Here is a 26,850-nt window from a genome sequence, read left to right as displayed (position 1 = left end):
AAAAAAACGGAGCAAGGTTATTTGCTCCGTTTAAAAATATAGTTGAACAACCTATACGGCCTTATAATTAACAGTAAAAGTTTTACCTTTTTGTATGGTTATTTCGTAGTATCCACCGGCAGTAGCTCTTACTGCTGCGTCATTGCATCCAGGCTTGGTTTTACTTTTAATGCGGAGTGTACCTGTACCGGTATCGGCAGTTACTTTAATTTGTGTGGTACTAACCTTTAGCTTGATGTCGCCTTTAGGGGTTGGAATTGTTCCTTCCATCCATTGTAAACCACCCAATTTTGGCTCAATTAAGTATTGCGAGTAAGCCGGTGCCGTTGGCTTTACTCCTAAATAGTATTTACCCAGCAAGTAAATAGGGCTGGCTCCCCATGCATGGCATAAGCTTTTGCCAAACGGACGGCCGTACATAGCATAATGCTCTGCTCCTTTTTTATCAGGATTATATTCTTCCCAAAATGAGGTTGCGCCCAGGTTGAGCATGCCGCCCCAATAATCTTTCATTTGCTTTAGCACATAATCCTGCTCGCCCATGGCGCAAAGTGCTTCCAGCTCATAAAAACGCATGTATGGAGTTACAATTTTTTGCACTTTATCATTCATCAGCACGTATTTTTTAACGTCCTGCTTTTGGGCTTCGGTAAAGTAATTGAAGAAGATACCAAACATGTTGGCATAGCGGGTAACGTTGGCGGTTTGCTTACCGTTTACGCGGCTGTGTACCAAGGCATGTTTTTGTGCATTCCAGTAATAGGTAAACAGCTTTGCTTTTAAGTCCTTAGCCAGTGCACCGTATTTGGCCGAACCTTTAGTATCTTTCATAATGTTGGCACAAAGCGCCATGCTCTCTAAACTGCGGCATAAAAGCATTTGCTCAAAGCTTACTTCGCCTTGTTTACTCAGGCCATCGGCCCAGTCAATGAATACCCAGTCGCCGGTTAAGCCCTGCATCAGGCCGTCTTTATTGCGGCGCGACAAGCAATAATCCATCATGCTTTGCATGCGTGAGTATGATTGTTTAATAAACGCTTTATCGCCGGTGTGCTGATAGTAATCATAAACACTGATAAACCAGTAGAACGTATAATCCATAATGGTATTAATGTGACTGGTTACCGGGTCTTTACCACGTAACGCGCTGATGGTACGGGTTACCGATGGCGAATCAAAGTACAGATAATAGTTCATCAGGTAACTCTGTGCCGCATCGCCCGACCATATCCACCTGTCGCGTTTAATACCATCGATAAAAAACTCGCGGGTGTTCAGCTCCATAGTATAAGCCGAAACATCCCAAATCTTGTTAATCTGCTCGTCCGAACATTTAAAGCTTCCCCGCTGCTCAACCGGCAGGTATTCATACAGCATTGATACATCTCCAATGCTCACGTTTTCATCAAACACCACATTTACATAACGGAATGCACGCGAACCATCAAAGGTTAGGTCGCCACTTTTATCTTGGTTTACTTCAAACTTGTCTACCAGTTCACCGCCATCAAGGCTCATGGCTTCTTCCCTACTTTCGCCAAAATAAAGGGTTACGTTGCCTTTACCTTTTACATCATGCAGTTTTACAAAGCCAAATGTTTCTTTACCAAAATCAACAAAAATAGAGCGTGCTTTTTTATCTTTTGATACCGCCTGTTGTGGTTTAACCGGCAAACGAAAAGCCGATGGTGAGGTGTTGGCCTCATTAAAGTTCCATGAACCAGCCTGTAAATATTGCGTAGCCGATATATCCGACGTTTTGCCCGATGCATCAATCCACTCCTTATCTTCAAAGGTCACCTGCCAGGTATTATCAGTTACCACGTGAGCACTTTTCACAAAAACTGCCGGTACCGCAGCCTGATTATACACCTTTAGGCTGATGCGGTGCTTACCTGCAGGCAAGGTTATTTTCTTAGGATAACCGGCAACGGCTTTTCCATCAATTTTAAGATTGTATTGCCCTTCAACGGCTATCTCAGCTTCCTCTGACGATGCAATGTTGTAATCTTTATGGAAATCTATCAATACATAATGACTGTCCAGTTTCCAAAATGGCGGAAAAAAGGAACCACGCTCGGTACGGCGGTTTTGCATTTTGTTGCTTAACCAAATTTCGTAATCGCCTGGGTACCAAATCCAGGTGGCTTTGGTTTGGGCTTGCACTTCGGTAACAAATAAGGCAATAAAGCACAAGATAGCTATGGCACAACGGCCTAAACGGGTTAAAATCAGCGCGTTTTTATTCATGTTGATATTTAAGTTAATGGCAGGTAGCCTGGAGTTAACTTTCGGTAAGCAAGATTACAAAATATTATCAGCAAACCGTTGGCTTAATGCCGCCAATTGCATTTGGCCCGCCAAAATAGTATTGGTTTACATCCGAAAACAAACTTTGGGAGCTTGAAAATTTAATTACCGGCAGCGGGCGTAGAAAAAAGCCACGAAGAGCTATGCATAAATATAAGGTATAGTTAATTATAGATGACCAACGCACCGACTGTTGAAACATTTGCGCTTTTTATTCCTTAATGTAGCTATACCCAATAGGGCTATTTAAATACTTAATACCTATGAAAGCATTAGTATTTTTTGATACCGTTCCGCATGATACAGCACTGGCCATTGAACTCGACCGTGAAATGGAAGAATTGGGCTGGAGTCCGCTCGAAACCTTTTCATATGCCTTTGAAAAAGAGTTTGAAGCAGATTATTACGAGATAGAAACTCAGCTTATAGCTAACGTTGATGCTGCCACATTTGAAGCAGAATGGCAGGATGTAAAATACATGTACATGATTGGCGTTGAGGAGCCAAAATTTGGCTTATCAAAAGGGCAATAACTTTGAATACAAACAAGAAACGGCCTGCTGAATAGCAGGCCGTTTCTTATGATGTCCCGGTGTGTATAAGGTAAACTTCGGTAAGCATTGAAATACCGTTGCTATTTTGAGTTGCTTGTACTAAAACTCTCCCATCAAGCAATCAAAACTACCAACCGAACATGTACACACTATAAAGAATTTGTGATGTTTGAATTAATATTTGCTGAGCAATGGTTATGTTATGGGTCCATTGGTTCATCAGCATCTGTTTGCAATGCTGTTACCAACGGGTAAAATTCCAATGCGGTATCTGAAAGTCGCTTACCCAACTTGTAAGGCACATAGCCAAGCTCTTTAAGGCAACGCTGCTTCATATTAGCAATAAAGTCGTTTTGGTATTTATCGGTTATAATTAAGCCTGGTTTTTCAAACGGCATACCATATCGAAATATCAGGCGGGCATCATTACGTAAGTTGGTAGTTGTGTGGCGTGCGTGCGGTTCAATAATAACTGCATAGGCAGGCACATGCAGCACATTAATCATGTATTTGCGCATTTCAACCGCCTCGTTATACTTAGTTTTAAAAGGATGCACCGCTCCGCCAGAAACCACAACAAAAGGAGCCTTATTTGCAAAGTATTGCCGTGCAGCTGTTTTGCAACGAAGCATTCCTTCACCGCTTAACGGCGTTGTTAAATTATCAGGCCCTGCACCTGGTACCAAAATGTGCGAGTAAGAATAAGCTGTCCATTTAGTTTGCTTTATTCTCTCAGCAGCAAGCTTATTAGCTGTGCTTACCATAGGTTCATAATCGGCCGAATGACGGCGCTCGTTTACTTCGAGATAGGTCAGCGCCGCATGCAGCGATGGCTTAAAAAACAAATCGCTTTTCTTAACGGCCTCAACAACTTCACTTGTACAATCAAACATCAGTGTATAGTATGAACGCTTATTGATATCGTAGCTTATAGAATCAATTTGAGGATAATTCGGTTTCTTCGCTTCCGCATAAACGCTTATGATGTAGTTTACACAGGCAGCATCCTGTTCCCAGGCTTTTACCAGTAAATCAACAGGAGCTAAATCATTATATCTGATATACATTCCCGATGGTATGAGATGCATTTTTATGAGTACATCAAGCGCATTACCCGCCTTATACAAAACTTTGAGCCTGTTACTAACTACTCCAATCTCCTGGCTTGTAAACTTTACAACGCCGGGCAGGCACAATGCATCTTTACATTCTGAAAGCGATGATTGTAAAGCACTGTGTTTAGCCGCAGTTAGTTTTGCCAATTCAACATCCGCTTTTAATAAGTTGGTAACGGCCTTATCTTCTTCAAGCAACGTGAGCAGGTAGCAATTTTTCGACTTTACCCAATCACTTCCCGACAATGGCTTGTAACCTGGCTGCGCACCCATAAACTGACTGAAACTCGCATTACCAATCAGTAACCATACAAACAGCATCAAACATCGCTTCATATATATACCTTTACTTTACTGCAAAATAACACCATTAATTTAAAACGGCTGCCAGTTAAAGCACCCTGATATTAAAACAAAGAAAGCGTACCGTTCGGGTACGCTTTCTTTTCAAACTGTTTAGTTAAGCAGTGCTAATTACAATTAATATCTTTCAACCCTAAACTCAGAAACTCCGCCCTTTAGTTTTAAGTAAATTTTATTAGTTGCGTTTTCAAAACCGGGCGTAACGTAATGAGTGTTACTCACCTTTGTAAAGTCATCAAAATGCTTTGAGGTGAGTCCGCCATGCATTTCAATATCACAGCCTGCATTTTTTGGAACCATAATTTTTGTTTCGGAAGCACCTGCATGTACGCTCACATTGGTAACCGGCATATTAGCTGCCAACTTAATATCAGTAGAAGTTGCTCCCCCATTAATGTCAACATTGCGCACTTTGAACTTGGTTAGGTCAAAATCAATTTCGGCAGCGCCACCTTTAAGCTCTATATCCCATACCGGGGCCAGGTTTAAGCCAATTGAAACTTTATTCATGCCGCCGTCGCCGAAATTAAATTTTTGATTGTGCTTGCTCATGCTAAAATCAACAACCGTAATTGAATCCTCTTTGGTTGTACTTAAGCCATAGTCGCCAAAATGTTCACGTGCTTCAGCATGAAATAAATCATTGGTTGTATCTTTAAGTTCATAAGTTGTACCGCCACCTGCTATTTCTAACCTGGCTACTTTAGTACCGGCAACGAATGCTTCTGAATAGGTGTTGCTGTTACGGGTTGATTTAACATCGCCGTCGCGGTCTGAATCATCATCGTTGTCATTATCGTCAAAATTAAACTGCCAGCCCGGTAATGATTGATTGCGCGGTCTTGTACCCGAATAAACAATCAGGCCAACGCCAATTACCAAAACCAAAACTTTAACAATTACAGCCCATGCAGCCTTAGTATTAGACAGAAGTAAATTCACACCGCCAATTACCAGAAATATTGGCCAGAGCTTCCAAATGTTCCACCAGCTAAAGTGTATAATATTAAAACTGTTAAGTAAGAACACGACACCGATAATAACCAATACCAGTCCCGAAAATAATCTATCGCTTTTCATTGTATTATTCAATTGGAGGTTTAGGATCTAAATCTTTCTTTTTGCCTGATGTAAACACAAGCATTATACCTATCACTATAAGCGGAACAGGCCAAAGGTGTTCAAAATCCCAATAAGGAATTAAATCAAGCTCATCAACGGTAAGTATAATTCCTAACAGTATAAGCATAACACCTGCAATTACAGGGGCATTACTTTTTTTTGCCGGCTTGCTTTCAAAGGTAAAGGGCGGCACCTGCTCTCCCTGCGGAGGCATGGTGTAATCAACTTCTGGATTGTAAAATGCAAAAGGCTTTTTGGGTAATACAATCATTAAAATAATGTAAATAATTATACTGCCACCTTTAAGAAATAAGGCCAGTAAAAACACAGCTCTTACTATTGATACATCTATATCTAAGTATTGCGCCAGTCCCTGGCAAACACCGCCAATCATTTTGTTCTGCTCGTCGCGGTAAAGTTTTTTATGTTGAGTGTACATTTTTTTAAGCTTTAATGGTTCATTTTAAATCTGTCCCGATACCGGCTTTATCACAATTTCATCAGTGTTAGCGCCAACACTCATGTTGTAAGCAGTAAGTACGGCGGCGGCTACATCTTCTGGCATCACAAACCGGGATGGGTGCACTTCCGTTCCGGCCCAGGAGCCTGTTAATGTTGAGCCTGGCAGTACAGCGGTTACTTTTACTTTGTAAGCCTGCATCTCGAGCTTCATTACAGTATTAAGACTATACAACGCAGCTTTTGTTACACTATATGTTCCGGCATTTATTGCAGGGCTTTTTGATGCTGCAGAACATATATTAAAGATGTGACCTTTTCCCTCCTGCTGCATTTGCCTGCCAAAAAAACGGTACAGCTCATAAGCCGGCATTACATTGGTGTTAAATAAGGTATCAAAGGTGCTATCATCATCATTTAACACGGTTGATGGTATAAATGCGCCAACATTGTTTACCAATATATTTATAAAGCCAAGCTTATCTTGAGCAGCTTGGGCAAATGCACGCACATCGGCGCGCTTGCTGCAATCGGCAACCTGGGTATGTACTTGTATTTCAGAGTTAATTTTGAGTAGTTCTATCTGCAGGTTTTGCAAATCTTTAACATTGCGCGAACAAATTGCCATACTTATTCCTTGTTTAGCAAATGCGAGCGCTATAGCGCGACCTATGCCCTGCGTGGCACCGGTTATGAGGGCGTTTTCCATGTTTTAAATGTAAATCAAATTAGCTTACCCTGTAAACGGTGAGCATAAAAATGTATTTTTAACGCACATATATACCAACATTACATGTTCACTACTTTAGGTAAATATATTTTACTGATACGCTTAAGCTTTAAAAAGCCCGAAAAGTTCTCAGTGTACTGGGGAGAAATCATGCGCGAAATGGTATCTATAGGCATTGGTTCTATGGGCATCATCAGCATTATATCAGTGTTTATTGGTGCTGTGGCTACCATACAGGTAGCTTTTCAGCTGGCCAGTCCGCTGGTACCACGTAGTATTGCAGGCAGCATCTCGCGCGATTCAACCATCCTCGAATTTAGCCCCACCATTTCGGCACTGGTACTTGCCGGCCGTGTAGGCTCAAGCATAGCGTCACAAATTGGCACCATGCGCGTAACCGAACAAATAGATGCGCTTGAAATTATGGGCGTAAATGCACCGGGTTACCTGATAGCACCTAAAATATTTGCAGGTATAATAATGGTGCCCATGCTGGTAATTTACTCTATGGTTTTGGGCATTTTAGGCGGATACTTGGCCTGCGCCATCACCGGCGATATTGCTACTACCGACTATGTAATGGGTTTACGCGACGGCTTTCAACCTATTATTATACAGGTGGCATTGGTAAAAGCATTCTTTTATGGCTTTATTATTACTTCAATATGTGCTTACCAAGGTTTTTACACCAGCGGTGGCGCTTTGGAGGTAGGTCAATCAGCTACAACCGGCGTAGTTTATAGCTGTATATTCATTTTATTTGCCGATTTAATTATTACAAGCGCAATGTTATGATTGAGATTCAGGATATATATAAAACATTTGGCGATAACGAGGTTCTTAAAGGCATTACTGCAACCTTTGAGGCCGGTAAAAATAATCTCATCATTGGTGGCTCAGGTTCGGGTAAAACCACTTTGCTAAAATGCATTGTAGGGTTGCACGAGCCTACTAAAGGCAAAGTAATTTTTAACGGTGAAGACTTTACCACAATGAGCTTTGAAGAACGTGTGCCTATAAGAAAACAAATAGGTATGCTTTTTCAAAACTCGGCACTGTTTGACTCTATGACGGTAGAGGAAAACATCATTTTCCCGCTCAATTTATTTACAGACATGAGCAAGTCCGAAAAGCTCGACCGCGCTAATTTCTGTTTGGAGCGGGTAAACCTTAAAGATAAGAACAAATTATACCCTTCAGAACTATCGGGCGGTATGAAAAAGCGTGTTGGTATTGCACGTGCTATTGCCATGGAGCCTAAGTACTTGTTTGTTGATGAGCCTAACTCGGGCCTCGATCCTAAAACGTCTATTGTAATTGATGAGCTGATTAACGAGCTTACCCAGGAATATAAGATCACCACAGTAATAGTTACCCACGATATGAACTCTGTTATGGGTATTGGTGATCATATTATCTTTTTACATCAAGGCAAAAAAGCGTGGGAAGGCACTAATAAAGACATTGCCCACACTGATAACCAGGAGCTAAATGACTTTGTGTTTGCCAGTAAGTTCACACAAGCAGCTAAGGAAAAATTGTAATTTTAGTTTATAGATGATGGTTCATAGTTAATAGCCGAAATTGAGTTATTGAATCTACTATGAACTATCCCGTATGAACCATGAACTACCAATAAAATGGTTTTTGTACCTTTGTGCTCATATCTGAAAAAAGTACAAAATGATCCAACTTCTTACTCCAACGCACTGGAAAGATTATGAACTGATTGATTGCGGCGACTTTGAAAAGCTGGAGCGCTTTGGTAACGTTGTTTTAATACGACCTGAGCCACAAGCGGTTTGGAACAAAACTTTTTCAGATGCGGAATGGCAAAAGCGCCATGATATTCGCTTTAAAGGCCGTTCGGCCACAGCAGGTGAATGGATAAAGAAAAACCCTAAAACACCAGACCGTTGGCATATTGAATACAAAAACGGTGATGCTGCCATTAAACTACGCATGGCCATGACCTCGTTTAAACACGTAGGCGTATTTCCGGAGCAGGCGGTGAACTGGGATTATATTGCAAAAAACATTAAACGTTTTAAAACGCCTAAACCCAAGGTGCTTAACTTGTTTGCTTATACCGGTGGTGCATCGTTAATTGCACAATCTGCCGGGGCAGACACCACACACGTTGACTCTATTAAGCAGGTAGTAAGCTGGGCTAATGAAAACCAGGAAATATCAAACCTGAAAGATATACGCTGGGTAGTTGAAGACGCGCTTAAATTTGTGAAGCGCGAAATTAAACGCGGCAAAAAATATAACGGCATTATTCTCGATCCTCCTGCCTATGGCCATGGCCCTAATGGCGAAAAGTGGAAGCTGGAAGATCACATTACTGAGATGATGAACGATGTGATGCAATTGTTGGATCCGCAGGAGCACTTCCTCATTCTCAATACATATTCGCTTGGCTTTTCATCAGTTATAGTAGAAAACTTGATAAAAAGCGCTAACCCCAAAGTTGAAAACCTGGAAATTGGGGAGCTGTATTTACAGGCTACGGCGGGCCCTAAATTACCGCTTGGCGTGTTTGGAAAGTTTTATAAAATTTAATTTTATTTTAAGGGGAAGTAACCGGGGCAATATTTATATTTACAACGTACCAATAAGTAAATAATTTTATTGGTACTAAAATATTACATACTGCAAGTTATAAGGCCTGCATGGCTACCTTTATGATGAAATTTAAAACGCTGCTCTTTTCTTCGTCTGTCCTGTTATCATCATTTGTATTATTTACAAATTGCACCGGAAACAGCAAGCCAAGTGCTACAACTACCAAAACAACCACTACCACCACTACAGAAGACACCACTGTAACCAAAGCTGGAATTGCACCTATTGATACTGCCAAGTATGATAGCCTGTTAGTACGTTTAGCCAATGGTGATACGACCGGCCGCTGGCCAGTTAAAAAACAACCTTATCCGGTTGCAGGTGCCATACTTCCATTTAAACGTGTTGTGGCATTTTACGGCAATTTGTTCAGTAAAAAAATGGGTATTTTGGGTGAATTACCACCAAAAGAGATGCTTGCCAAGCTAAAAACCGAAGTTAAAGCATGGGAAAAAGCAGACCCTAAAACTCCTGTTCAACCGGCTTTGCATTATATTGCAGTAGTAGCCCAGGGTGCTGCAGGTTCTGATGGTAAATACCGCTACCGTATGCCTTTTAAGCAAATTGATACCGTATTATCTATTGCTAAAAGAGGAAATGCCATTGTGTTTTTAGATGTTCAGGTTTCATTAAGTACTATTCAAACCGAACTTCCGTTGCTGGAAAAATACTTAGCTATGCCTAACGTTCATTTCGGCATGGACCCTGAATTTTCGATGAAAGATGGCAGCAAGCCAGGCAAAAAAATCGGAACCTTTGATGCTGCGGACATCAACTTTGCCAGCCAGTATTTAGCCGGATTAGTAAAAAAATACAATCTGCCTCCTAAAATGCTTGTTGTACACCGCTTTACCCGTAAAATGGTAACTAACTACAAAAACATTAAACTGCGCCCTGAAGTGCAAGTTGTTATTGACATGGACGGATGGGGAGAACCAGACCTTAAATTAGGTACCTACCGAAATCATATTTTCCCTGAGCCTGTACAGTTCACCGGTTTCAAACTTTTTTACAAAAACGATTTAAAGAAGGCACCGCACCATATGCTTACGCCTGATGAAGTTTTGAAATACAAACCGCAACCTATTTATATACAATACCAGTAGTTCAATTTAGTAAAAACATTGCTGGATGTGGCATAGCCCGGTTGGAAAACTAACCGGGCTTTTGTTTTCAATAGCCATAAACTAATAGCATATAAAGCCTTATAACTGGTGCCACTTCTATAGGGCATCTGCTGTCAATTCCGTCTACAGTTAGATATAAACAATCTATCTAATAACGGAAGGCATTTTTATGGTACGCCGAAATCATTTACAGCCTAACGCAGTGCCTTGCATTTCCAATGCTTTATCAATTACATTCTGAAATAATGGCGCTAACTCAAAAGGATTAATAATCAAGGCACTTGAACCGTAGATAATGGCATAAAAAAAGGCCCTTCTATATTATACAGAAGGGCCTTTTTTATAAGCTTTGAGCAATTATTGCTTAGGTGCAGTAGCTGGTTTCTCCGGGGCTTTGTCAATCAAATCCATAAACTGATCAAGTTTAGGTGTAATGATGATTTGCGTACGACGGTTTTTAACTTTACCAGCTTCGGTGTTGTTATCGGCAACCGGGTTGTACTCACCACGGCCAGCGGCTGTTAAGCGTTTAGGGTCAACGTTAAACCTTGTTTGCAAAGCCTGAACAACTGACGATGCACGCAGCGCGCTTAAATCCCAGTTGTTACGAATGTTGGTTTGCTTAATAGGCACATTATCCGTATTACCTTCAATCAATACTTCGTAGTCTTTATAATCGGTAATAATTTTCGAAATTTTGGTAAGTGTTGCGTTGGCTTTGTCAGATATTTCATAGCTACCTGATTTGTAAAGCATGTTATCAGAAAGTGATATGTAAACCACACCTTTTAACACTTGTACGTCAACATCTTTCATTTCCTCGCGGCTTAATGAGCGGGTAAGGTTATTAGTTAACACCATGTTAAGCGAGTCGCTTTTATTTTTGCTGTTAACTAACTGCTGAATGTATTTGTTAGATGAGTTTATTTCATCAACCAGTTTAGATATGTTAACGTTACCCTGTCCTGATGATGTTAAACACTTATCTAAAGCAGCCTGTAATGATGCCAGGTTCTGGCGTCCGGCAGCTATCTGCTCTTCAAGGCTTTTGTTTCTTACATTAGCGTTTGAAAGCTCTTGCTGGCTGTTAAGAAAACGCACGTTCAAATCGCGGTGTTTATTTTGCAGTGTGTCGTAATTTGACTGCAGCTGAGTATATTGCTTTTTACTCACACACCCTGCCGACGTTAACAGTATAGCTATCAACGCCGCCGGTAATAATTGTAGTTTCATGATATTTTTCTTTTAAATTGAACTAAGGTGAATGTCGCTCGCAAAATACTGCTTTAAAATGATTTATAAATTTTAAGCCTGATAATTTGCGTTGACAAATTCACAATTCCACTCAATCGTTAACTAACATTTTGTTATTGTTATTGTTTGCCGGCTCTGTAAAGGCGCTATAAGTAGGTGCAAATTAACATTGCACGCAACGTACTTTTAAGTTTATAGTATTATAAATCAACAACTTACAATCATTTCACTAAAAGTCACGATAACACTGTGTAACATTTTACTTAATCAGGCGTCTATGCCTTCAACCATAGCTTACCTATAAGGTAGGCTGTATTTTTATTCACAATTTATTTACTACATGAAAAAAGTTCTATTAGGATTAGCTTTAGCAGCTGGAATTTCTGCTAACTCATTCGCACAATCAGGGTCATCTGAAAACAAAGGCGGTTTTAGCATTGGCATTGAAGCAGGCTTACCAGTGGGTGACGCCGCTGATTTTTATAGTGCTGTGCTAGGTGCTTCGTTAAAGTATGAGCATCCTGTAGCTGAAAGCACTTTCATTACCGGTTCTGCAGGTTACAATGCATTTTTGACCAAGTCACGCTACAAAGATCTTGGATTTGAATCTACATCAGGTGCAATACCTGTTAAAGGCGGCATTAAGCAAATGCTTGGCAGCGGTTTCTTTGGCGAAGCTCAATTAGGTGCGGCATTCAGCACTTCAAGTGGCGGCGGTACTGCATTTATTTACGCCCCAGGTTTAGGTTATAACTTCAGCCCATCTGTTGATGCAGGTGTACGTTACGAAGCCTGGTCAAACAATGGCACAACAAGCCAGGTAGGTTTACGTATTGGCTTTAAATTTTAATTAAAGTAATTGATTTTGTTACAATAGAGCCCGGTGATACCGGGCTCTATTTATTTTGGCGCACCTCTATTATTGCATTCACATTCAGCAACGCTGCAATAAAACCTTCCTTATCTTGCGGAGACATATAAATTTCGTCGTATTTGTTGTACTCAATAACGCAGCCATTAGAGGCCAAAGCGGGCTTTAATCCTGCATACAACGTTTTATTAACCGTTATTATACGTATACTGCTTATACTTATTTTGCCATGTATTGGCCCAGAACGATAGCTAAGCTCATCGCCGTTTATTACATAGTAGGTAGCAAACCACGACCATACAATGAATACCACAACCATTGCAAGTAATATAAGTAACCACTGCCCGGGGCCACCTTGCTGCAAAATTAAAGCGCTGCTGAAAAGCAGTAAAGCTATGGCTCCCCACAGCGCCAACGCAACAAATATGCTTCTTGCCGATTTAAACTTCACAACTATTTGAAATTAAATACAACATTAGCCTTAGGGTTATCAAGTTTGGTACTTTTGCGCTCACCGTTAACAGTAACGTGCAGCATGTTAATTTGCTCAGGATGCTCGCTGTAAAGCAAATCATCAAATACCTCAATTTTTTGAACGCTGCTTATGCCTTTAATTTCGAAGTAGCTCCATGCGCCATCCTCCTGTATTTCATAACCTATGTAATCAGGCACTAGTAATTTACCATCTGCCTTTAAAATCAAGTGCTTACGTACGTACTGACTAATAAGCTGGTTCATTAGTTGCTTGTTTGGCGGCTTCACTATATCAAGCTTCACCTTGTTTTGCTTTTCAAGTACATGTTCAAGGTCATCATAAAACATGCGGCAGCTTATTTCAACTGATTGGGTTTTGGCATTATGGTTTACTTCCGTTACGCTTACGTAAAACGGATGAAACATTAACAATAAGCTTTTAACGAATAATAGTAACATTGCTGATTCAAACATCTCTGTTTACACAAATTAAGGTATTATTATCGGCATTATTTATTTTTAGCCGATGCAAGACTTCGCTATGTATTTTGAACTTGGCTGGCAGCACATTTGCGACTGGCAAGGTTACGATCATATTTTGTTTGTTACCGTGTTATGCGGCACTTACCTGCTGGCAGACTGGCGCAAGGTACTCATACTGGTTACGGCCTTTACGTTAGGGCATTCCATAACGCTGGCTTTAAGCGCACTTGACATTGTTAAAGTTAACTCTTCGCTTATTGAGTTTCTTATTCCGGTTACTATTGTAACAACAGCAGTCATCAACATTGTAAAAAAGAAACGGTCACCGGCTACGCTTCGTATAAGTTACATACTGGCTTTATTTTTTGGACTTATACATGGCCTGGGCTTTTCCAACTATCTTAAAAGTTTGCTTGGTAAAAGCACTAACATAACATCACAACTGCTGGCGTTTAACCTGGGCCTTGAGTTTGGGCAGGTTTTGATTGTTCTATGCATCTTAACGATATCATTTATTTTACTTAATATCCTTAAAATTCAAAGGCGGGAGTGGACATTGTTCCTCTCATCTGCTATATTTGGAATAGCGTTCATAATGTGCATTGAACGCCTTGCTCTAATTCATTTCAAATGAAAAAACTTTACTTTACTCTGGCCGCAACGGTACTGTTTTTGTCTGCTTTGCAAGCACAACAAATACAGTACAACCCCGGCAGTAACCACGGCAATAAATTTGAACAGTTGGGCAGTACATTGCTGGCCGATCCTAACATGTACCGTTCGGCATCGGGTGCACCCGGACCAAAATACTGGCAGCAAAAAGCCGACTATGACATTGTTGCCAAACTTGACGATGACAAGCAACGCCTTGACGGCATCGAGACCATTACTTACTATAACAACTCGCCCGACCCGCTTACTTACTTATGGCTGCAGTTAGATGAAAACGAGCATAAAAAGGACGCCGAGAATGCAAAGTTTGACGGCAGCACCATGCAAGAAAAAATGAGCCTGCGCCAATTGCAAGCTATTATGGGCCATAACCTCGATTTGGGAAACCATATAGTGAGCTGTAAAGATGCATCGGGCAATAATTTAAAATACACTATTAACCAAACTATGATGCGCATTGAGCTGCCCAAAACGCTGGCTCCGGGTGCTAAGTTTGTGTTTAAAATAGTTTGGTGGTATAACATATCCGATCGTTTAACCATTGGCGGCCGCGGTGGTTACGAATATTTTCCTGAAGACAAGAATTATCTTTATACCATGGCGCAGTGGTATCCGCGTATGGCCGTCTATAGCGATTTTCAAGGCTGGCAAAACAAACAATTTACCGGTCGCGGAGAGTTTGCCTTAACCTTTGGCGATTTTAAAGTAGCCATCAACGTTCCTGCCGACCACGTTGTTGATGCTACCGGCCAATGTTCAAACTATAGCCAGGTGCTTACTGCAGCACAATATCAACGTTGGCAAAAAGCGCAAAGCTCTTACAAAGAACCTGTTGAGGTAGTTACCCTTGCCGAAGCTAAAAAGGCTCTACAAGGCCATGCTACCACCCGCAAAATATGGAACTGGCATGCCGAAAACGTACGTGACTTTGCCTGGGTGTCATCACGAAGGGTAGTTTGGGATGCCATGGCCGCACAAATTGATGGTGGTCGTAAGGTAATGGCAATGTCGGTTTACGGACCAGAGGCTTATCCGTTATACCGTCGTTACAGTACTAAAGTAGTGGCGCATACAGTGAAAACCTACAGCAAATATACCATTCCGTATCCTTACCCCTGCGCTACTTCGGTTGAGGCCAGCAACGGTATGGAGTACCCAATGATATGCTTTAATTACGGTCGTGCTGAAAAAGACGGCACCTATAGCGAGGCCACAAAAAATGGCATGATTGGCGTAATTATTCACGAAGTAGGTCATAACTTCTTCCCAATGATTGTGAACTCCGATGAACGGCAGTGGACATGGATGGATGAAGGATTGAACACCTTTTGCCAATTTTTAACCGAACAGGAATGGGACCCCAACTTTCCGAGTAACCGCGGACCGGCTTACAAGATTGTTGATTACATGAAGCTGCCTAAAAATGAGCTGGAACCTATCATGACCAACTCAGAAAACATACAACGCTTCGGGCCAAATGCATACGCCAAACCAGCTACCGCTCTTAATATTTTGCGCGAAACGGTTATGGGTCGTGAGCTGTTTGATTACTCGTTTAAAACCTATGCACAACGCTGGGCTTTTAAACACCCTACTCCTACTGACTTTTTCCGCACTATGGAAGATGCATCTGCCGTTGATTTGGACTGGTTTTGGAGAGGTTGGTTTTATGGAACAGACCCGGTAGATATTTCAGTAGACAGTGTTAAGTACTATCGTCTGAACACCAAGAACCCACAAACTGAAGGCACTTATGACCGTGCGCAGTTTGATAAAAATTTAACCAACATTAGTACCACCCGTAACAAGGAAGCAGGCACCCGTTTTGCGGTAGAGGCCGACACCGCTTTGCAGGATTTTTACAGCAAATGGGACAGGTTTGCAGCTACGCCGGCAACTGATAAAACCTACAAAGCCATGTACGATGCTTTAAGCCCTGAAGAGCGTAAATTATACGATACAAAAAATTACTTTTATGAAGTAAGCTTCAGCAACAGAGGAGGCCTGCCTATGCCACTTTTTATTGAATGGACCTACACTGACGGAAGCAAGGAGCTTGAAAAAATATCGGCCTATATATGGCGCCATAACGAGTTTAACGTAACCAAAGTGTTTGCTAAAACCAAAGAGGTAAAGGGCATTAAACTTGATCCTTACCGCGAAACGGCCGACATTAATGAAGGCAACAACAGCTGGCCGCGTGAGTATACTCCTACCCGCTTTGAATTATTTAAACAGCAGAACACTATAAGGGGAGCAAGCACTGGCGGCAATCCTATGCAGGAAGCCCGAAAGACTAATCCATAAATAAAAAGAGCCGGCTGTGATAGCCGGCTCTTTTTATTTATTATTTACTCAGGTTTGATAAAGGCTCAACCTAAAAATGATACCTCACAAACGCCTCCATTGCTTCATACTCGGCAAGGCCTAGTTTGTTATATTTATCTGCCGTATCGCGGTTGCGGTCTTCGGCACGTACCCAAAACTCGCGGGCATCATCTCCAGGGAACACCGGACGGTCTTTTTGTGACTGATGCTTAAATATAGCGTTACGCTTGCGCGAAACCTCCTGAGGAGAGAGCGGAACAGCCATTTCAATTTCATGCGTTTCAAATTCATGCCATGCTCCGCGGTATAACCAAAGCCAGCAATCTTTAACCCAATCTTCGGTTTGTTTTAAACGCTGCAAGGCTTGCAATATAATATTGAAGCAAACAATGTGTGTTCCATGCGGATCGGCAAAATCACCGGCCGCAAATACCTGATGCGGTTTAACCTGCTGTAACAGCTCCATGGTAAGTTCAACGTCTTTATCAGTTACAGCATTTTTTTGCGTTTTCCCGGTTTCATAAAACGGCAAGGCCATAAAATGAATTTGGTTATCAGGCAAGCCTGCATAGCGCGCACCCGATATTGCTTCTGTTTTGCGTATAAAGCCTTTTACATCTCTTATTTCGCGGGTATCAACCTGGTTAGGTTGCTTTTGCTCTAAAAAAGATCTCATTTGCTCGTATATACCCGTGAGATGAGCAGCATCATCGCCTATACTCTTGTTAAAATCGATGGCAAACTCCATGTACCTTAAAACATCATCATCCCAAACGGCGGTGTTACCTGATGTTTGGTAAGCTACATGTACTTCATGCCCTTGATCAACCAAACGTATAAAAGTTCCACCCATTGATATTACGTCATCATCGGGGTGGGGTGAAAAAACTATAGAACGCTTGCGTGCAGGCTCTGCCCGCTCCGGGCGCTGCGAATCGTCGGCGTTGGGTTTACCTCCTGGCCAGCCAGTTATGGTATGTTGTATCTTATTGAAAATATCAATGTTTATGTTGTACACCGGCCCTTGCTCAACGGCCAGCTGCGCCATACCATGATTGTTGTAATCTTCTTCGGTAAGCTTTAAAACCGGCTTGTTTAACTCATTAGCCAGCCATATTACTGCTTTCTTTTTCAGTTGCTCGCTCCAAACACAGTCTTTAACCAGCCATGGCGTATCAAAACGGGTAAGTTCTGATGCGGCATCCTCGTCAAGTACAAACTCAACATGGTCAGAAAGTTGCAGATAAGTAGCCGGAACTTCACCTGATATTTCACCTTCAACAGCCTTTTTAATAATGGGTGCCTTTTTGCGGCTCCAGGCCATCAATATAATTTCGCGTGCTTTAAATATGGTTCCAATACCCATAGTAATTGCTTTGGTAGGAACATTTTCTTTTCCTCCAAAATCGCGCGAAGCATCGCTACGGGTTAAGTTATCGAGCGTAACCAAACGAGTACCTGAGTTTGGTGCCGAACCAGGCTCATTAAAACCGATGTGTCCGGTACGGCCAATTCCTAAAACTTGTAAATCGAGGCCGCCAAATTCTTCAATTTTCTTTTCATAGTTTAAGCAAAATGCAGCCACCTCTTCAACAGCAAGCGTACCGTCGGGTATATGAATGTTGGCTTTATCAATGTCAATATGACTGAATAAGTTCTCATACATAAACGTTACGTAACTCTGCTCGGCGTGCGGTTGCATGGGGTAATACTCGTCGAGGTTAAAGGTAACTACGTTATAAAAACTTAGTCCCTCTTCACGGTGCATGCGCACCAACTCGCGGTAAACGCCAACAGGTGTAGCACCGGTTGCCAAACCCAGCACCGCTTTTTCAGATGCTTGTTGTTTTGCCTTTATTAAAGTTGCAATTTTTTGGGCCACATACAACGAGGCCTCCTTTTGACCTGGATAAACATTAACCAGCAGTTTCTCGTAACGCGTTTCTTCTAATAAGTTTAATCTTGCCATTGGTTGAATTGATGTTAGCTAAAACTCAAGCCAAGGTAGATATGCTTTTCAACATAATGAAGAAGAATGTTGAAATTGTAAAAACGCTTATAAACTTAGTCGGATTCGTTTTAATAACTAAAAGGCAATTCCAAACTGAAATCCTATTGTAAACGAGGTAGGCTTATCATTACCAAAGCGCAAAGGCATTGGCACAGCTGCAAACATGCTACTGCTTTTACCTTTAATAATTACTTTATTTAAAACAGGTGTAACCCCATACCGGCCTGAGGTTTCAAAAGCAGCACGGCCAGCAATTGTAAAACCGCTTCCCACAGCAATTAATAATCCCGGATGAAACGTAAAATTAGCCATTTTACTTGTTCCATTTTCGGCACGTATAGTGGGCACAAATTCAGCCGAAAAACCTATACGCTGACTTTTCCAAATGTTTATTCCTACCGGCATACCCACTATGTAATGGTGATTAAAATTTGTTTCAGTTCCGGCATTACTGAAAGTAGCAATAGGATGAAGAATGCCAACGTATCCTGAAATTTTAGGATAATTTTGCAATACACTGTTTTGTGCATAAGAAAACGCACTTATATACAGTAACATTATTGTATAAAATATTTTCATACAGGCAATATTAACCTGCCCGGAATACTGAAAATAGAATTGATTTAACGCTTTTGTACTTTCTTTACCTGTGTAACACTTTTACGGTAGTTGAGCGGGTTCTGTCCTACCTGCCTTTTAAACGTTCGGTTGAAATGACTTTGATCTGAAAAGCCTGTTAGATAGGCAATTTCGGTTAAAGAATATTGCTCATTCTCCATTAACTGGATGGCTTTGTCAATACGTAATTTACGCATATATTCTCCAAAGCTTAAATTATCAAAGTACTTAGAGAATTCACGGGAAAGATAGGCCGGATTTATCTCCAGTTCTTGAGACGCCTGCTGTAAACTCATTGTCATGTTGGTATCTAATTGATCCTGTATCATTTCACGTAGGATTTTGGCCCAAGCTGGCGCTTTCTTACTTTTATCAACTTTCAGGTATTGATTATACACCTGAAAAAGTAAATCTTCAATTGGCCCTCCTTGCGTGTGTTTAAGTTTATACAGGTGCTTTGCCCAACTATACAATCCATCATAAATAGTCATGCCCAATTCTAAAAGCTCTCTATCATTCTTAATATTGTAGTTTAAGCCTGAAAAGATTGCTTCCAAACCTGCAGACTGTGGTGCAAAATCATGCCTATCTGTATCGGCACCCCTTACAATGGCGGCAATTCTATCCAACGCCTCATCTTTTAAATTATGCTTCTTAATGATATAGTCAAAGGTACAGCGGTCCTCGTAATGGCTGTATTCAACACCCGGCATATCAAACGGTATGGCTTTTATTTCAGCTGCTTTTTGCAAAACTTGCTGATGAGGGGCAAAAATTATTTCAGCATCAGGGTCAATAAAGCGCTTAATTAGCCATGGGCAGGCAATTCTATCAATCTTCGGCCGATCACGCGTTATCCATATCATACCTGAATTTACAAACTATTTCCAGTTTAAGATAAACTCGCGTTGTACATCGCAATATTAATATGACAGCCGTTTGGAAATAACGCTTCTTATTCTTTCAATCACAATACAGAATTGACAGTTAAACTAAGTCAGAAGGCACAGTTACTATTCAACTACGTTTGAAGTGGAATATTGAAAAACGATGATAAAATTTGGGCGGAGAGGGAGGGATTCGAACCCTCGATACGCTTTTGACGTATACACACTTTCCAGGCGTGCTCTTTCGACCACTCAGACACCTCTCCAAAAAAATGTTTGCAAATGTAAACTAATAGGTGTTTATACACAACAAAAAAGCAAAGCCCCGCTACTGCGGGGCTTTGCAAGCAAAACTTCAACTAATATAAAAACCCTATGCATTTATCCTGCAACCACCAGGGAAATACATTTTCAAGACCTGCGTACCTATCAAAGGTTTAAACCCCCTCTAAATTTAATGATGGCAAACAGTCACTTAAATTATTTTAGTATGTTTGCGATTGCTTGCCTTAATGGGTAAAAAGTACACTTAAATAAACTGTTTGCTAAGTTTTTAATGCTGAGCCTTAACGAAATAAAGAAGCCCATTGCTGCTGAAATTGATGTTTTTGAAGAGAAGTTTAAGGCTTCGATGCAAAGCTCGGTTCCGTTGCTCGATAGGATAACGCATTATATTGTAAAGCGCAAAGGCAAGCAAATAAGACCCATGTTTGTATTTTTTGCCGCCAGCTTGTGTGGGGGCATAAATGAGGCTACTTATCGTGGTGCAGCACTGGTGGAACTGGTTCATACCGCCTCACTTGTGCATGATGACGTGGTAGATAATGCTTACCAGCGTCGTGGCTTTTTTTCCATTAACGCTTTATGGAAAAATAAGATAGCTGTTTTAGTTGGTGATTTTTTACTAACCAAAGGCATGCTGCTGTCATTAGATCATAATGACTTTGATCTGCTAAAAATACTTTCAAATGCCGTAAAGCAAATGAGTGAAGGTGAATTGCTGCAGGTTGAAAAAGCACGTAAGACCAATACCGACGAAGGCATCTACTACGAGGTGATAAGACAAAAAACAGCATCACTTATAGCATCTTGCTGTGCCTGTGGGGCGGCCTCTGCCGGCGCTGATGCTGATACCATTGAAAAAATGCGACTGTTTGGCGAAAAAATAGGCATTGCCTTTCAAATTAAGGACGACATGTTTGACTTTGGCACTGATGATGTTGGCAAGCCGTTAGGCATCGATATTAAAGAGAAGAAGGTAACCCTGCCACTTATTTACGCTTTAAACAACGTATCATCAGCTGAAAGAAAAAAAATTATAAGTCTGGTAAAAAACCATAAAGACAACCCCGAAAAGATAAGCCAAGTTATAAGCTTTGTAAAACAAAACGGGGGACTGGAATACGCCGAAACTCAGATGCAAAAGTACCAAAACGAAGCATTTGAAATTCTTAACACCTTCCCTCCCGGGGAAGCCCGGACAGGCCTTGAACAGCTGGTAAGGTATACCACCGAGCGCAATAAATAACGCCACAACACTACTTAAAAACTTAGTACTGTTATAGGTGTTACCTATTGTAGCTGTATTATTATATCATAAATTTAACAGCCATGAGCATTAAGGTTGACAAATTGACCAAAGTTTACGGTTCGCAAACAGCAGTAAATGGCATAAGCTTTACTGCCGGCCCGGGTGTGCTTGGTTTTTTAGGGCCAAATGGTGCAGGCAAATCAACCACCATGAAAATGCTTACCGGCTTTGTTCCGCAATCGTCGGGCTATGCAAGTGTATGCGGTTTTGATACGGTAAAAAACAGCATTGAAGTAAAACGGCGTATTGGTTACTTACCCGAAAGTAACCCGCTGTATATGGATATGTATGTTAAAGAGGCGCTAAGCTTTATGGCAGGCATACACCAGTTGCCAAACGCCGACAGCCGTATAAAAGAGGTAATTGAACAAACCGGCCTCACGCCCGAACAACATAAAAAAATACATCAGCTATCTAAAGGTTACAAACAAAGAGTAGGTATAGCACAGGCAATTTTGCACAACCCTGAGGTGCTTATTCTTGATGAACCAACTTCAGGACTCGATCCTAACCAGCTCATAGGTATAAGGCAACTCATTCGTGATTTGGGTGCTACAAAAACTGTGATTCTTTCTACCCACATTATGCAAGAAGTTGAGGCTACCTGCAGCCAAGTAATTATCATTAATAAAGGCAACATTGCAGCAAATGACACACTGCAAGGATTAAAAGAGGAGCATTTGGGTAAATCTTTGGAAGAAATCTTTATTTCGCTCACCAATTAAGTTTTACGCAAACTGGTAGTAAGTTTGTGCCATACTTAATCCTTTTATAAAATATAGAACAGCTTGCTCTTAGAACTGCTTACAAATTTGGATTGTAGCGTTTTAATATAATCTTATAAAGATAAAAACCCCTGCCTTTTATATAAAGCAGGGGTTTAGTCTTTATAGGTAGATATGTTTAATTTTTTATTGGAAAGCGTAACGGAAGCCTAAGCCAAAGCGTGCTGCGGCTGTACCAACATTATTACTCAATCCGATTGCTGGTCTCCAGTCAAATACAAGGCTTATAGGAGCCGATTTAATTTTGTAATCTAAACCAGCAGCTGGTCTTAAATACCAGGTTGAACCACCGTCATAAAGAGCAACCTGCGGACCTAAGCCGATATACCATTTCAATTCAGGAGCTTCTCTGAATGGCTGATGATAGTTGTAAGAACCGCCAATCCATGTGGCATCTCCGCCAAATAATAAATCTCCTTGTATAGCATCATTTGGGCTAAAGAAATGTTTAATGCTTGGACCAACCAAAGTTGAACCATCGCCAAAATCAATTCCTAAACCTAAGGCAGTAGTGTAACCTGAACCTCCTCGTTGTGCATACGTGTTTGTAGTGGCAAATAAAGCTGCAATAGCGGCCAAAAGGATAAATTTCTTCATAAAAATAGATATGTGTAAGAATTTAAAATTTGTAACTACCGAACAACATTTATGCCATAAGGGTAGTAAGTCTATAATAAACTTATGAATATGAACTTTGTAGCAAAAAGCAAAACAATATTGTATGGTTTTGGTTACACCTACGATTTATCAAAAAAACTATGAAAAAAATATTACTTACATTAACTCTGGCATTATTAGTTACTGCCTCTTTTGCACAACGCAAACGTTCATCAGCTGCTAAGCTTGGTATTGGTTTAGATTTTGGTGTGCCTATTGGTGATTTTGCCGACATACACAGCATTGGTTTTGGTGGTGCCGGTAAAGCTGAATTACCTTTATCATCAAATTTCTTCTTTACAGTAACAGCTGGCTACATTAGCTATTATTATGATAAACCAGTGCGTGACGCAATTAAAGCAGTAGGTGGCGATACCTATTTAGGATTTGTGCCTTTAAAAGCTGGTGGTAAATACTATTTTTCTCCAAATTTTTATGGCGAGGGTGAAATTGGTGCACGCATAGGTACTAATAAAGGTACAGGTACTGCATTTGTGTATGCTCCCGGACTTGGATTCTCGTTCCCGGTAAGCAACGGTCATGATATTGATTTTGGTGCCCGCTTTGAAGGATGGACTGTTGACGCAAATGCTCAGCAATTTGTATTTAGAATTGCTTACAAGTTTGGCTTGTAGTTTTAACTTTACACTTTACAGAAAGCCTTGATTGATATATTTAATCAAGGCTTTTTTGTTTAAAAACTTATCATTTACTTTACTGCTTACGCAACAATATGCCCGCAATGGTTAAGCTAAACCTGTTTTTTATATTAGTCTTTTTATCAGTTGTAGCCAATGCCCAGACAGACAGAAAACCGGCCATTAGCTTAGGCCCTGAACTAAACGTACCTCAACGCAGCGGTTACACTATTGGCTATGGCGCATCGGCAAATTTCGAACTTCCGGTAGCGGCCAGCGTCAATTTAATGGTTGCTGCAGGGTACCACCGTTATAACCATAAAAACTTTGGGTTTAATAATTACATAAAGCCTGGCCCCGATTACTTCACGCCGCTAAAAGCAGGTGTAAAATACTACCCTGATGCCAAACTGTACCTTGCGGGCGAACTGGGTACCGTTTTTAACAACAAAAATAATAGTGGCAGTACAAGCAATTTGTTTGCTTACTCATTAGGAACAGGATTTTTATTGCCTGTTAACAGCGAAAAAACCAATCATGTTGATATTGGCCTGCGGTTTGAAAACTGGTCACAAAACCGGCTCAGGCAGTTTGCCATAAGGGTTGCTTACCGCTTTCATCTTTAATACATATCGCTAAGCAATTGCAAACGCTCTTTTCTAAAAATCTTAATTAACCCACAATTAAACAGATGCTGCCTTACCGGCTTAATTTTTTTTAAACAACATCAACCTTTCAAGCCTTTTACATTTATGCTCAGCATCTTAAAAAAAGAAATCAGTTCTTACCTCAGCTCCCTGGTTGCTTATGTAACTATAGGAGTATTTTTACTGGTGCTCGGATTATTCTTATGGGTCTTTCCAGAGTCGAGCATACTGGAGTATGGTTACGCTGGCCTGGAAAGCTTGTTCAGTACTGCGCCTTACCTGTTTATGTTCTTGATACCGGCTATAACCATGCGTTCGCTGGCCGAAGAACGCCGTGAAGGTACCTTAGAATTATTGGCCACGCGTCCGCTTACCGATTGGCAAATAGTAGCGGGCAAATATGTAGCCTGCCTGTTGCTGGTTTTATTTGCACTGCTGCCAACATTGCTATATGCATTTTCGGTTTGGATACTGGGCAACCCTCAAGGCAATTTAGATACGGGTGCAGTTATAGGCTCATACATAGGCTTATTTCTATTAGGAGCTGTTTTTGTAGCGGTTGGTTTATTTGCATCATCGGTTAGTAAAAACCAGATCATTGCATTTACCATTGCGGTATTTATCAGCTACCTTTTATACAGCGGGTTCGATTCGGTAAGCCAGTTGCTATCACTTCAGAATTGGGATATACAAAATTTAGGTATTACCCGCCATTATGATTCGGTAAGCCGTGGCGTGCTCGACACGCGCGATTTGGCTTACTTTTTAGTTTTAACAGGATTTTTTTTAACACTTACGCTTTTGGTAGTAACCAATCAGCGTCAAAAAAAACTGCAACACACTGCGCTACCAGTCATAGCAGGTTCACTTGTTGCAATCATCATACTTTCATTATTAACCTTCACCCGTATTGATTTTACCAAAGAGAAGCGCTTTACACTTTCTGATGTAAGCCGCGGTGTGATGGATACCCTGCCCCAGCCTGTTAAAGTAACTGTTTACCTTCAGGGCAAAGACTTGCCCGGCGGAATGAAAAGATTACAACAGGCAACTCGCGACATGCTGAGTGACCTGAAAGCCTACAGCAACCGCCGTTTACAATTCGAATTTATAAATCCCTTAGATGGCTTAAACGAGCAGGAACAGGAACAAACCATTCAGGATCTTCAAAGTAAAGGTGTTGAAGCTACCAACCTCAGCGTAAAAACCGACAACGGGGTATCGCAAAAAATAATCTTTCCAACAGCACTGGTAAACGCCGGCGATAAAAGTATTGGTGTAAAACTGCTGCAAACGCGTATTGGCCTCTCGCCCGATGAAGTGCTTAACAACTCTATTCAAAACCTTGAATATGCGTTTACCTCTGCTATAAAAAAAGTAGTTTCAGGTGGCAGGCCACGCATTGGATTCACAGAAGGCCATAATGAGCTGAATAACGTACAGCTCAATGATGCCCTTCAAACCCTTTCAGACGGCTTTGAGGTAGGCCGCATTAACTTACAAACCATGCCGTTTTCCACACTGCAAACCATGAAATTGTTAGTGGTGCCCAAACCTGACAAGCCGTTTAACGAGGTTGAAAAATTTAAAATAGATCAATACCTCATGCGGGGCGGCAGTATTATTTGGGCTATAGACCAGGTAAGTGCCGAGCTTGACAGTTTGCGCGGGCACGGTGGTGAGCAGCTTGCATTTCCAAAGCAATTAAATATTGATGATCAGCTGTTCAGGTACGGAGTGCGTATTAATTATGACCTCGTTGCCGATTTAAATTGTTCACAAATACCGGTTTCCACGGGCAATGCAGGTGGTCAGGCTCAAATACAAATGTTACCATGGCTTTTTTACCCGGTTTTTATGCCGCTTGGCAGTCATCCAGTAGTTAAAAATTTAGAAGGCATACGAAGCGAATTTGCAAGTACCATTGACTTGCTGCCGGTTAAAGGTATACAGCAAACGGTGTTACTTGCTTCATCACCGTATAACAAAAAGATTACAGCACCCCATGCGCTCTCTTTACAAGCGCTTGAGCAGGAGCCAAACCCCAATGAGTTTAAAAGCCAGCCTAAAATTACAGGTGTTTTACTGCAAGGAAGCTTTAATTCTGCTTTTGTTAACAGACCAGTTCCTGCCGGTATTACTGAAGCTATTGAAATTGTACCGCATAGTAAGGCAGCAAAAATGGTGGTATTAAGCGATGGCGATATCATCAAAAATCAGGTTGGAAGTGATGGCTCTCCGTTTACTTTAGGGTTTGACCGGTATACACAGCAAACCTATGGCAACAAAAATTTACTGTTAAATTTGGTTGACTACCTTACTGATGATACCGGACTTATAGCCTTGCGTAACAAAGAAATAAAACTGCGTTTGTTAGACAGGGCTCGTCTCCGCACAGAGAAAACGTACTGGCAAACCATTAATACAGTGGTACCTGTTGCGGTGTTGTTAATTTTTGCAATTTTTCAACAATCTTTACGGAAACGCAAGTATGCCCGTTAAAATTTTATACTTTTGGATGGACTA

Annotated in this window: 25 protein-coding genes and 1 tRNA gene; 13 read left to right on the top strand and 13 right to left on the bottom strand. The window is 41.1% G+C overall.

Annotation, left to right across the window (positions count from 1 at the left end):
• Positions 1–51 precede the first annotated feature (51 nt).
• Positions 52–2,250 (bottom strand): alpha-rhamnosidase, encoded by a 2,199-nt coding sequence (locus QZ407_RS02575; RefSeq protein ID WP_295767490.1) that lies wholly within the window; start codon positions 2,248–2,250, stop codon positions 52–54.
• Positions 2,251–2,573: 323 nt separating this feature from the next.
• On the opposite strand from QZ407_RS02575, the gene QZ407_RS02570 reads away from it, so the two are divergent.
• Positions 2,574–2,843 carry a hypothetical protein gene (locus tag QZ407_RS02570; RefSeq protein ID WP_295767489.1) on the top strand — a complete coding sequence of 90 codons (270 nt, stop codon included), beginning with the start codon at positions 2,574–2,576 and terminating at the stop codon, positions 2,841–2,843.
• Positions 2,844–3,064: 221 nt separating this feature from the next.
• Here the strand turns inward: QZ407_RS02570 and QZ407_RS02565 are convergent, their stop codons facing one another.
• From QZ407_RS02565 to QZ407_RS02550, 4 genes are all read right to left on the bottom strand, one after another.
• Positions 3,065–4,315, bottom strand: coding sequence for a YdcF family protein (locus QZ407_RS02565; RefSeq protein WP_295767488.1), 1,251 nt, complete (start codon positions 4,313–4,315; stop codon positions 3,065–3,067).
• Positions 4,316–4,459: 144 nt separating this feature from the next.
• A complete protein-coding gene (locus tag QZ407_RS02560; RefSeq protein WP_295767487.1) occupies positions 4,460–5,422 on the bottom strand; it encodes a DUF5668 domain-containing protein in 963 nt (320 codons plus the stop codon).
• A 4-nt stretch (positions 5,423–5,426) separates the two neighbouring features.
• Positions 5,427–5,903: a PspC domain-containing protein gene (locus QZ407_RS02555; RefSeq protein WP_295767486.1), complete on the bottom strand. Its 477-nt coding sequence runs from the start codon at positions 5,901–5,903 to the stop codon at positions 5,427–5,429.
• A 24-nt stretch (positions 5,904–5,927) separates the two neighbouring features.
• Positions 5,928–6,632 carry an SDR family oxidoreductase gene (locus QZ407_RS02550; protein WP_295767485.1) on the bottom strand — a complete coding sequence of 235 codons (705 nt, stop codon included), beginning with the start codon at positions 6,630–6,632 and terminating at the stop codon, positions 5,928–5,930.
• A gap of 84 nt (positions 6,633–6,716) precedes the next feature.
• Here QZ407_RS02550 and QZ407_RS02545 point away from each other — a divergent pair, with 84 nt between their 5' ends.
• From QZ407_RS02545 to QZ407_RS02530, 4 genes are all read left to right on the top strand, one after another.
• Positions 6,717–7,448 (top strand): ABC transporter permease, encoded by a 732-nt coding sequence (locus tag QZ407_RS02545; protein ID WP_157540653.1) that lies wholly within the window; start codon positions 6,717–6,719, stop codon positions 7,446–7,448.
• Entirely contained in the window at positions 7,445–8,197 is a 753-nt protein-coding gene (locus tag QZ407_RS02540; RefSeq protein WP_295767484.1) for an ABC transporter ATP-binding protein, read from the top strand. Before QZ407_RS02545 ends, QZ407_RS02540 begins: the two co-directional genes overlap by 4 nt.
• A 139-nt stretch (positions 8,198–8,336) precedes the next feature.
• Positions 8,337–9,218, top strand: a complete 882-nt coding sequence (locus QZ407_RS02535) for a class I SAM-dependent methyltransferase (RefSeq protein WP_295767483.1) — start codon at positions 8,337–8,339, stop codon at positions 9,216–9,218.
• 125 nt (positions 9,219–9,343) lie between these two features.
• The gene (locus QZ407_RS02530) at positions 9,344–10,387 is read left to right on the top strand and encodes a hypothetical protein (protein WP_295767647.1); all 1,044 of its coding nucleotides are present in this window, start codon (positions 9,344–9,346) and stop codon (positions 10,385–10,387) included.
• Between the two features lie 378 nt (positions 10,388–10,765).
• On the opposite strand, the gene QZ407_RS02525 is transcribed toward QZ407_RS02530, so the two are convergent.
• Positions 10,766–11,641: a flagellar motor protein MotB gene (locus QZ407_RS02525; protein WP_157540648.1), complete on the bottom strand. Its 876-nt coding sequence runs from the start codon at positions 11,639–11,641 to the stop codon at positions 10,766–10,768.
• 361 nt (positions 11,642–12,002) lie between these two features.
• On the opposite strand from QZ407_RS02525, the gene QZ407_RS02520 reads away from it, so the two are divergent.
• A complete protein-coding gene (locus tag QZ407_RS02520) occupies positions 12,003–12,512 on the top strand; it encodes a hypothetical protein (protein WP_295767482.1) in 510 nt (169 codons plus the stop codon).
• Positions 12,513–12,558: 46 nt separating this feature from the next.
• Here QZ407_RS02520 and QZ407_RS02515 read toward each other — a convergent pair whose 3' ends face one another.
• Together QZ407_RS02515 and QZ407_RS02510 are read right to left on the bottom strand one after the other, a co-directional pair.
• Positions 12,559–12,984 carry a PH domain-containing protein gene (locus QZ407_RS02515; protein ID WP_295767481.1) on the bottom strand — a complete coding sequence of 142 codons (426 nt, stop codon included), beginning with the start codon at positions 12,982–12,984 and terminating at the stop codon, positions 12,559–12,561.
• A 2-nt stretch (positions 12,985–12,986) separates the two neighbouring features.
• The gene (locus tag QZ407_RS02510; protein ID WP_295767480.1) at positions 12,987–13,466 is read right to left on the bottom strand and encodes a DUF6702 family protein; all 480 of its coding nucleotides are present in this window, start codon (positions 13,464–13,466) and stop codon (positions 12,987–12,989) included.
• A 67-nt stretch (positions 13,467–13,533) separates the two neighbouring features.
• Between QZ407_RS02510 and QZ407_RS02505 the strand changes: the two genes are divergently transcribed.
• Together QZ407_RS02505 and QZ407_RS02500 are read left to right on the top strand one after the other, a co-directional pair.
• A complete protein-coding gene (locus tag QZ407_RS02505) occupies positions 13,534–14,124 on the top strand; it encodes a HupE/UreJ family protein (protein ID WP_295767479.1) in 591 nt (196 codons plus the stop codon).
• Positions 14,121–16,469 (top strand): M1 family metallopeptidase, encoded by a 2,349-nt coding sequence (locus tag QZ407_RS02500; protein ID WP_295767477.1) that lies wholly within the window; start codon positions 14,121–14,123, stop codon positions 16,467–16,469. The genes QZ407_RS02505 and QZ407_RS02500 overlap by 4 nt, the downstream gene beginning before the upstream one ends.
• Positions 16,470–16,539: 70 nt before the next feature.
• Here QZ407_RS02500 and nagB read toward each other — a convergent pair whose 3' ends face one another.
• The 4 genes from nagB to QZ407_RS02480 form a co-directional block, all read right to left on the bottom strand.
• Positions 16,540–18,459, bottom strand: a complete 1,920-nt coding sequence (gene nagB / locus QZ407_RS02495; protein ID WP_295767476.1) for a glucosamine-6-phosphate deaminase — start codon at positions 18,457–18,459, stop codon at positions 16,540–16,542.
• 117 nt (positions 18,460–18,576) lie between these two features.
• Complete coding sequence (locus tag QZ407_RS02490) at positions 18,577–19,080, bottom strand: hypothetical protein (RefSeq protein ID WP_295767475.1); 504 nt, start codon at positions 19,078–19,080, stop codon at positions 18,577–18,579.
• A 44-nt stretch (positions 19,081–19,124) separates the two neighbouring features.
• Positions 19,125–19,985 carry a chromate resistance protein ChrB domain-containing protein gene (locus tag QZ407_RS02485; RefSeq protein WP_295767474.1) on the bottom strand — a complete coding sequence of 287 codons (861 nt, stop codon included), beginning with the start codon at positions 19,983–19,985 and terminating at the stop codon, positions 19,125–19,127.
• A 199-nt stretch (positions 19,986–20,184) separates the two neighbouring features.
• Positions 20,185–20,272, bottom strand: a tRNA-Ser gene (locus QZ407_RS02480).
• Between the two features lie 290 nt (positions 20,273–20,562).
• On the opposite strand from QZ407_RS02480, the gene QZ407_RS02475 reads away from it, so the two are divergent.
• A complete protein-coding gene (locus QZ407_RS02475) occupies positions 20,563–21,534 on the top strand; it encodes a polyprenyl synthetase family protein (RefSeq protein WP_295767473.1) in 972 nt (323 codons plus the stop codon).
• A gap of 83 nt (positions 21,535–21,617) precedes the next feature.
• Positions 21,618–22,322, top strand: coding sequence for an ATP-binding cassette domain-containing protein (locus QZ407_RS02470; RefSeq protein ID WP_295767472.1), 705 nt, complete (start codon positions 21,618–21,620; stop codon positions 22,320–22,322).
• Positions 22,323–22,508: 186 nt separating this feature from the next.
• Here QZ407_RS02470 and QZ407_RS02465 read toward each other — a convergent pair whose 3' ends face one another.
• A complete protein-coding gene (locus QZ407_RS02465; RefSeq protein ID WP_295767471.1) occupies positions 22,509–22,979 on the bottom strand; it encodes a hypothetical protein in 471 nt (156 codons plus the stop codon).
• 161 nt (positions 22,980–23,140) lie between these two features.
• Here QZ407_RS02465 and QZ407_RS02460 point away from each other — a divergent pair, with 161 nt between their 5' ends.
• The 3 genes from QZ407_RS02460 (at position 23,141) to gldG (ending at position 26,826) form a co-directional block, all read left to right on the top strand.
• On the top strand, positions 23,141–23,674 hold the full coding sequence (locus QZ407_RS02460) for a hypothetical protein (RefSeq protein WP_157540637.1): 534 nt from the start codon (positions 23,141–23,143) through the stop codon (positions 23,672–23,674).
• 98 nt (positions 23,675–23,772) lie between these two features.
• Complete coding sequence (locus QZ407_RS02455; protein ID WP_295767470.1) at positions 23,773–24,303, top strand: hypothetical protein; 531 nt, start codon at positions 23,773–23,775, stop codon at positions 24,301–24,303.
• Between the two features lie 126 nt (positions 24,304–24,429).
• Positions 24,430–26,826, top strand: a complete 2,397-nt coding sequence (gene gldG / locus QZ407_RS02450; protein WP_295767469.1) for a gliding motility-associated ABC transporter substrate-binding protein GldG — start codon at positions 24,430–24,432, stop codon at positions 26,824–26,826.
• The last annotated feature ends 24 nt before the right edge of the window (positions 26,827–26,850 follow it).

Source organism: uncultured Mucilaginibacter sp. (assembly GCF_913773635.1).
Classification (GTDB): Bacteria; Bacteroidota; Bacteroidia; order Sphingobacteriales; family Sphingobacteriaceae; genus Mucilaginibacter.
Note: the sequence above shows the minus strand (reverse complement) of the source record. Positions and strands in the feature narration are given on the sequence as shown.